The organism is Aliidiomarina celeris (genome assembly GCF_003316875.1).
Lineage (GTDB): Bacteria > Pseudomonadota > Gammaproteobacteria > Enterobacterales > Alteromonadaceae > Aliidiomarina > Aliidiomarina celeris.
Window position 1 is genome coordinate 1 of sequence record NZ_QMIL01000040.1, and the last position, 288, is coordinate 288.

A 288-nucleotide genomic window follows, 5' to 3' on the forward strand; every position below is an offset into this window, starting at 1 on the left:
CCATCGGATTTTCCACGCCATTGACCGGCAGCACGGTCGTTCCGGAGTCGGCGGATTTGAACGGCGCGACAGGAGCAACAAACCCTTCATTGGCATTCAACCTGTCCGGTGTGAACCACTGGGGCACAGGGATGCAGTTTATTGATATAACCAAAACGATGATGCCCTGGCTTGGACATATCCAAGGCCAATGGGGCGGAATGACTTTTGAACAACTTGAGGCTGGCGGCTATCTTGATGAGAATGGTTGGCCAACACAGATTCCAGACGGAATCGCAGCTATTGGAT

General features: G+C 52.4%; 1 protein-coding gene. It reads left to right on the plus strand.

Annotated features, from left to right (window positions below; all coding sequences use genetic code 11):
- On the plus strand, positions 1 to 288 hold a 288-nt coding region (locus tag DQW12_RS13385), incomplete at both ends, for a hypothetical protein (protein ID WP_198683968.1).